Raw genomic sequence first — 7200 nt, 5'->3', positions numbered from 1 at the left:
TTATTTCCGGCAGAAAACCAGAATTCCGACTCTGAGCAGGAATTGAGGAATATCAATCGGTTAAAAGGGCTTTGAAATCCCATTTATCGTAACCTATTGTTTTTACTTATTTCCGGCAGAGAAACGGAGATTAAGGAAGTCAAGGTGTTAACCAACTGTTGGGGAAATCCCTATAGTTGCCGTAGATGGTCAAAATCGTGACCCTCTCAAAGTGTGATATCCCATTTAGGGTATGGTGGAAATCACCACACCTTTTAGCAAAGCAAAGCCCTAATTCGGGCTTAGGTGATAACCCATTGATATTTAATCAGACCCCGAATTTGGGGTCTGCTTGTATTTTAACCACCGGACTTATTGTCGGTTGGTTACCTTGTTGCATGGAGCAAGAACTACACCTCTTTAAGAGGTTCAGTTTGCGTACCGAAAATATCGGTATGCAAATGATGAATATTTGTGCCGACGAAATTCGTCGCTGCAAAATCCAATATCCGATAATCGGACTTTGGGTGTGACTGACAGTTACTCGCAGATGGCTTTGTGCATAAGTGATATTTGCTCACAAACTTTGCGCGGCAGTAATACTGACTCACAGAATTTACACACCTCTTTAAGAGGAGCGCAAATAGAGCTAGCCAGAGACAATGTATTTATTGTGTTTGTCCAGCTTGTAAATCAACCATCACGGAAATCGTGATAGTTGCCACTGGTCATTGCTTCCGTGAGCGTGGTACAGATATGGCGCAGTTATTTATAGTTATTTTTCGTATCTGTACCACCTTAATCAATTGATATAAAAGTAAAATATTCCAAGTGGTACAGATGGTACAGTTATTTCGTGTTTTTTTCGTTAGAGCGTGATTTTCGAGTAAATTTGCTAAGTCTCCATTGTGGTAATCACAACGCAGGTGGGCTTGAGTTTAAGCCGTCCAGTACAAGGTTACTTAATGTCACTGAGTACGTGTTACGTTCGCAGTCAGGAACTGGAAAGTAATTATAATTTTAACCTGTTGATTTTTAACATAACGAAAATTTGCGTCATCTATAGGTGTAATAGCAAAGTTGTAATGTCCGCTCTGAGCTAAGTTAAGATGTCCGTCACGTAGACTCACCATTAAGGGATATACATGACGGCTTATAGAGCGGAGTTTTTTACATTGGAAGACGTTAATAGATTAAAAATCATTCAAGATGTAATTGATCAACGGTTGACGACTAAAATGACAGCACAATGCTTAGGGATATCAGACTGTCAGTGCCGACGCCTTTTAGTTCGCTAACCGCTCACAAAGCATTCCTGCTGGTGATGGTTCATCACGTAAGCGTAAAAAGCCGACAGAAAAGAAATCCCAATGTTCTTTAAATAATGACGATATGCTTGAAGCATTAGTCACTCTTCAATCTCGCTCAGAAGAAATATTTGGAAGAAAGATTCAGGAGCCCTGTCATGGCTCCTGAAGGATATTGTTTTTTACTGCGGTAAAAAATATTTCTGGTATATTATTGGGATAAACAGTCTCCAACGTATTGATAAGCTGGTCTATTTCCCACCAATGATGATGTTTAATAACTGATTTTTCATTTTCAGTCCATTCAGTGGTGTTGATATCTTCTTTATCAAAATTTACGATATAAAAATGTTCTTTTGCTAAAACAGCCTCTCCACTAGGGAGAATCATTTCAAATGTTCTTTGAGCAACACATTGTCCAACATTATTTTTTCGGATACCTGTTTCTTCACGAAGTTCTCTAATAGCGGCTTGTTCAAAAGACTCTCCTTTTTTAACGCCTCCTCCAGGCGTAGCCCAATATGACTGACCGGTTAATGCATCGTCATTATGTACAAAATTAAACAATAATACTCGATTAGACGGGCTAATGATTAGCAAACGCGCTGAACAGCGAATACGCATATCTTATTTCCTTTTAGCTATAAATGGGGATTAGCTTAAATGATAATAGCAACATTGTTGTAATATCTTATCTGTATTCACCTATTACTTACAGTTAACAGTTTGTGGATATTTCAACTTTGCTGAGAGGCGGATATCTCTACTTAGCCTTGACAATAGGTGGTGGTAAATGGCACGAAGACAGAATAAGAATGCACCCTCGATAGTCGCTACGATCACAGGGAAGATTACCGTTGCCCCCAAGCGTATAAAGTGCCAGACGGGTAAAGTGATGGCAGTCGCTACCATGCAGGCACAGAGCGAGAAGCGCAGTGATTACCCGCTGCGTGTTGTGGGCTTTGATGAGATGGCTCTATCGGTGATGTTGTTACGGAAAGGTCAGGTGATCACTGTGACGGGAAAGGCTTCTTACTGGCAGGGCTATCAGTTGGCTGTCAGTTCTATCGCTCAATAGGTTCCGACGAATGGCGTCGCAACCTCTTCACAAGGTTGGTGCGTTTAACGTACTGACCTCTCACTACCGACGAAATTCGTTGTCAGTCATTAGCTCAGGACGTTTAGTGCGCTGACTCTGCTTTATTGATAATGGAATATCAGGTTATCACTGGATATAGTTGAAATTAATGAATAGCGCGGCTTGGATAACGGCTATTGCTATACGTTAGGCTATACCACCGCATTAATCGATAAATAAAATCACTATATAACAACAAATTACATCACCATTTGACATTCCAAATCGACATGATTAACCGCCGCCTCGAATGGATGGCCGCGAATGCCATGGTGTCCGGCAAAATCGCCGTTGTGGGTGCGGGCTACGACGCTAAGGTGATCGATTTTGGCCGCTCTGCTGGCTTAACCATTGCGTTGAGTGGGAGCGATAAGTGGCCATTGAAAGTAGAGGCTGGCAAGACTAATACCCAGCCATCTGATGATATTGAAGACTGGCAGCAAAGGATATTGAAAGAGTCGGGTGCGGTGCCGACAGATTTGGTCTTTACCAATAAATCATGGAAAGCTTTCCGGCTGGATACGTCCATTAAAGACAACGCTATCAACTATCCGGCATTGAGTCCTTATGGCAACCAAATCAACGCCGGCGCACAGATTGCCAAAGGCGCCATCTACAAAGGTCGGTGGGGGAACTTTGATTTGTGGTTATATAATGACTGGTTTATTGACCCGGTTGATAACATCGAAAAACCGATGATCCCAGACGGGGCGGTTTTAATGTCCTGTGTGGATTTGATGGGCACACGTATGTTTGGTGCCATTAAAGACCCGAAATTTAACTACGGGGCGATGGCCTATGCGCCGAAATCTTGGCTGATTGAAGATCCGGCGCAGCGTTTCCTGATGGTGCAATCCGCACCTCTGGTCATTCCCAGCCGAGTGAATGCGGCATTGTGCGCAATGGTGGTGTAGAGCAGGGGAAAAACATTGAACTTGCGGACTACCAGTCTTCCATGAATGAACGGTTTTCGGAGTACAGCGGCCTGTCCATGAATGTCAGTGGCCTGAGTGAACTGTCGAACGGGCAGGGCTATAAGGTGGTTGAGATTGCAACTGCAAAAGACCCTGAAGCGGAAAAGATGCGCTATCGCAATTATGTCACCATTATCGAAAGCACCCTGCATTCACACCAGCGCCAGCAGGAGGCCATTGACTGGGAAATGAACCGCCGTTATGGACGTTCTAAAGTTCTTAAGGTGCTGGTTGACAGTTGGCGGGATATCAGCGGGGCATTATGGCAACCCAATACGCTGATCCCGATTCATTTACCTGTTTTCGGACTGTCGTCTGAACAGTGGCTATTGTCAGAAGTGTCCTATGTCCGCAACAAAGATGACGGAACCCGGGCCGAGTTAACCCTGATGCCGCCGGCAGCATTCACTGTGCAACCCTACGAATTCTACGACACGATTATGGAGTTACGTGATTATGGACGTTAAAAATTTATATCGTCGCGCCATGATGATGCTGGGTCTGGGACGGGTCACAACCTGTAATGATAGCGGCGTCATCCAGCAGGTGCAGTATCAGACGGCAATGGAAGTCCGCGATAACACAAAACGGATCGCAGAATTTGGCTTTTCGTCAGGGCTGCCAGCCGGAACCGATGTTGTCCTCGCATTTTTAGGGGGTGACCGCTCGAATGCGGTGGTGATTGGCAGCAATCATCAACAACACCGGCACCGGGGATTAAATCCCGGTGAAGTGGTGGTGTATAACCAATGGGGGCTGCATATCCTGCTGACCGAATCAGGGATCACCGTCGAGGCACAGGGGCAACCGGTCACGGTGAACAATGCATCTAAAGTTACCGTCAATGCCGCTACCGAAGTGTGGCTGAATACGCCAGTGCTGAAAGTCACCGGGGATGTTATTGATAACTGTAACAGCAACAAAACTACCATGAAACAGCTGCGTGATGCCTATAACGAACATACCCATCCGGTGCCGGGCGTGAGGTCAGGGGATTCAACCGTAACCAGCCAAACGACAGGAGCGACGGTGAAATGAGTGATATTACCTCAGAGTGGAATGTAAAAAATATCCATGCCGATTGGCTGGTTGGCCACGGTGATTTGGTCACCGGTAATGACCTGCAAACCGCGATTATTATCAGTTTATTTACGGACCGACAGGCGCGGACGGATGATGACATTGACGGCACTGATCGTCGGGGATGGTGGGGCGATAACGACGCTGATTATCCGATAGGTTCCCGTTTATGGTTGTTGCATCGACAGAAATTGACCCCAGCTGTCGCACTGGCGGCGGAGGATTACGCGCGTGAGGCGCTGCAATGGATGTTGGATGATGGCGTGGCTGATGCTGTCGACATTGGCACTCAGATTGTCTGGCCCCATCGTCTGAACATGATCATTCGTTATCAGCGTCCCGGGCGCGATAATGAGGATTTACGGTTTTTCTGGGTATGGGAACGAGAAAATGCCATTTAAACGAAAAACACTGACCGAATTGCGCGAGCAAAATCGCAGTTATCTGCAGTCAGAATTGCAGAAGACAGGTCCCTTATTGCGGTTTTCCAATATGGGGGTGCTGGCGGATATGGATGCGGGAATGGCGCATCTGCATTACGGCTATCTGGATTATCTAGCCAAACAAACCACCCCCTTCACGGCCACCGATGAGTGGTTGTCAGGCTGGGCCGCCCTGAAAAAATATTCCAAAAACCGGCGACAGCAGCGCGTTGCGAGGACTATCAATTTACCGGGACGGACGGGCTGGTTATCCCTGCCGGCACGATACTTAACCGGGGCGATGGCTATCAATATAAAACCGTCGATGAAACCCGGATTCATCATGGGCGGGGTCACGCTGTTCTTATGGCGATATTGCCCGATGTTACCGACGACAATTCAGGCGGGGGCGCGGCGGGTAATGCGCCTTCAGGCACGGCATTAACACTGGACCAGAGTATTGCTGGTGTGAATGTTGAGGGCACGGCAATTGTTGCGATAACTGGCGGGACTGATATTGAGCGTGAATCAGATTTTCGTTCTCGTATGCTCCTCGCCTATCAGGGTTCACCACAGGGCGGCTCGGATGATGACTATAAACAGTGGGCACTCGCCGTCCCCGGGGTTACCCGCGTCTGGGTCAAACCCCGAGCAGCGGGAGCGGGCACGGTGGGTGTGTATATTATGTGTGACAATAATGGGCGTGACGGTTTCCCCATGGGTGCCGACGGTGTTTCATCACATGAACCCTATGCTGTTCATGCGTCCGGGGATCAGTTGCGTGTCGCTGATTATATTTACCCGTTACGGCCGGTGACAGCGATTATCTGGGTCTTGTCTCCGATAAAACGCACCGTTGATTTCACGATTAACGGCCTCGCTCATGTGGGCACTGACATCACTCACCGCATCGCCACCGCGATTGATACGGTGTTGTTTGAGAGCGGAAACCCGGACGGAACGGGGAAAATATTGATATCCGATCTGCAGTATGCGATTGCGGATGTGCCGGGCACGGCCGGTTTTGTTATCACGTCACCAACAAAAAACATGGCGTTGTCTGTCGGACATTTACCTGTGCGGGGTGAGGTCAAATACACATGAAACAATACAGCGTCAGTGAATATACCGCAGCACTCAACGGATTACTGCCAACGGGCATGGCCTGGACGCGAACACCCCATTCAGTGATGAGCGTCACCATGGGGGCTATTGCACACAGTTATCACCGCAGTGATCAGGATGCGCATTTGTTATTAACCGGCAGTTTTCCGGCAACCGCCACCATTATGTTGCCTGAATGGGAGAAAACACTGGGGTTGCCTGATGAGTGCGCCATGGGGGAAATTGACAGTATCTCATTGAGACAAAAATCGGTGGTATCAAAATTATTACGAACGGGTGGTCAGTCAAAATTATATTTCATCGGCGTGGCGGCTGAGCTCGGATTTAAAATTACCATTACGGAATTCAGGCAGGCCAGAGCGGGCATGTCTGTGTGTGGTGATGCTCTGAACGGGGAGGACTGGCCCTTTGTCTGGCGGATTAATTCCCCGACAACCACCGTTAATTACGCGGTGGCGGGTGGGAGTTATTGTGGTGATCCGTTACGGTCATGGGGAAATAAAAAACTGGAATGCCCATTTCAGAAAATCAGCCCGTCTCACACCATTCTGCAATTCGGTTATAACCCGTAATCAGCCATTAATTAAATTTAAACATTAATCACCTTCACTGAGTGAGGATTAGCTATGCAAAAAATCGGTGATATCACAAACACCGCTGATAACAATGATGAGTTTACGAATGGAAATGTAGCGGCAGGTGTTCCGCCAACATTATTAGAGGCTCCGTGGTTTAATACCGTTCAGAGAGAAATCATTAATGTGCTGACTGCCGCTGGAATACAGCCAAATAAAACTAACGAGGCTCAATTAGCGGAGGCAATCAGAAAATTAATTTCACAGGGCGCTCTCGAAAAAGCGAAGAACGGCGCAGACATTCCGGATAAACCGGCGTTTGTGGACAACCTGGGCTTACGGGAAACCGTCAAAAATGCCGGGCATCTCATTGGCCTGCCTACCGGTGAGACCCGGTTGCTCAGCGGCAATAGCAGTACCTATTTGTACGTGACAGATAATAACCGTACGGGGTCATACAATACGCAAGGCGGCCATGTCTGGTCATTTGATGACACCGGGACTCTGGAGACCGGATTGATACCGATCCAGTGTGGCGGGACAGGCGCAAGAACCGCCAATGAAGCGCTGGCGACACTGGGGGCGGTGCCCGGCAACCGG

The 7200-nt window shown here is 47.3% G+C and carries 6 protein-coding genes and 5 pseudogenes; 10 read left to right on the top strand and 1 reads right to left on the bottom strand.

The window, feature by feature from the left end:
• Positions 1 to 1124: 1124 nt before the first annotated feature.
• Positions 1125 to 1274 (top strand): annotated as a pseudogene (locus Xhom_RS49005) (ISNCY family transposase); the annotation flags it as partial.
• A gap of 4 nt (positions 1275 to 1278) precedes the next feature.
• Positions 1279 to 1455 (top strand): annotated as a pseudogene (locus Xhom_RS49000) (ISNCY family transposase); the annotation flags it as partial.
• Here Xhom_RS49000 and Xhom_RS48995 read toward each other — a convergent pair.
• Entirely contained in the window at positions 1443 to 1910 is a 468-nt protein-coding gene (locus Xhom_RS48995; RefSeq protein WP_069314990.1) for an NUDIX hydrolase, read from the bottom strand. The pseudogene Xhom_RS49000 and the gene Xhom_RS48995 overlap by 13 nt on opposite strands.
• Before the next feature lie 169 nt (positions 1911 to 2079).
• On the opposite strand from Xhom_RS48995, the gene Xhom_RS48990 reads away from it, so the two are divergent.
• The 8 genes and pseudogenes from Xhom_RS48990 to Xhom_RS48955 all read left to right on the top strand — a co-directional run.
• Positions 2080 to 2364 (top strand): hypothetical protein, encoded by a 285-nt coding sequence (locus tag Xhom_RS48990; protein ID WP_069314991.1) that lies wholly within the window; start codon positions 2080 to 2082, stop codon positions 2362 to 2364.
• A 281-nt stretch (positions 2365 to 2645) separates the two neighbouring features.
• Positions 2646 to 3338 (top strand): annotated as a pseudogene (locus Xhom_RS48985) (major capsid protein); the annotation flags it as partial.
• Positions 3320 to 3865: a phage baseplate assembly protein gene (locus Xhom_RS48980; RefSeq protein ID WP_069314992.1), complete on the top strand. Its 546-nt coding sequence runs from the start codon at positions 3320 to 3322 to the stop codon at positions 3863 to 3865. The pseudogene Xhom_RS48985 and the gene Xhom_RS48980, both read left to right, overlap by 19 nt.
• A complete protein-coding gene (locus tag Xhom_RS48975) occupies positions 3855 to 4436 on the top strand; it encodes a phage baseplate assembly protein domain-containing protein (protein WP_069314993.1) in 582 nt (193 codons plus the stop codon). The genes Xhom_RS48980 and Xhom_RS48975 overlap by 11 nt, the downstream gene beginning before the upstream one ends.
• Positions 4433 to 4879, top strand: coding sequence for a phage GP46 family protein (locus Xhom_RS48970; RefSeq protein ID WP_069314994.1), 447 nt, complete (start codon positions 4433 to 4435; stop codon positions 4877 to 4879). Before Xhom_RS48975 ends, Xhom_RS48970 begins: the two co-directional genes overlap by 4 nt.
• Positions 4869 to 6004 (top strand): annotated as a pseudogene (locus tag Xhom_RS48965) (baseplate J/gp47 family protein). Before Xhom_RS48970 ends, Xhom_RS48965 begins: the two are co-directional and overlap by 11 nt.
• Entirely contained in the window at positions 6001 to 6597 is a 597-nt protein-coding gene (locus tag Xhom_RS48960) for a YmfQ family protein (protein WP_069314995.1), read from the top strand. Before Xhom_RS48965 ends, Xhom_RS48960 begins: the two are co-directional and overlap by 4 nt.
• Positions 6598 to 6651: 54 nt before the next feature.
• Positions 6652 to 7200: pseudogene (locus Xhom_RS48955) on the top strand (hypothetical protein); the annotation flags it as partial.

This window comes from Xenorhabdus hominickii, from assembly GCF_002632725.1.
Lineage (GTDB): Bacteria > Pseudomonadota > Gammaproteobacteria > Enterobacterales > Enterobacteriaceae > Xenorhabdus > Xenorhabdus hominickii.
The sequence above is the reverse complement of the archived record's forward strand: the minus strand, read 5'-3'. Positions and strand labels throughout refer to the sequence as shown.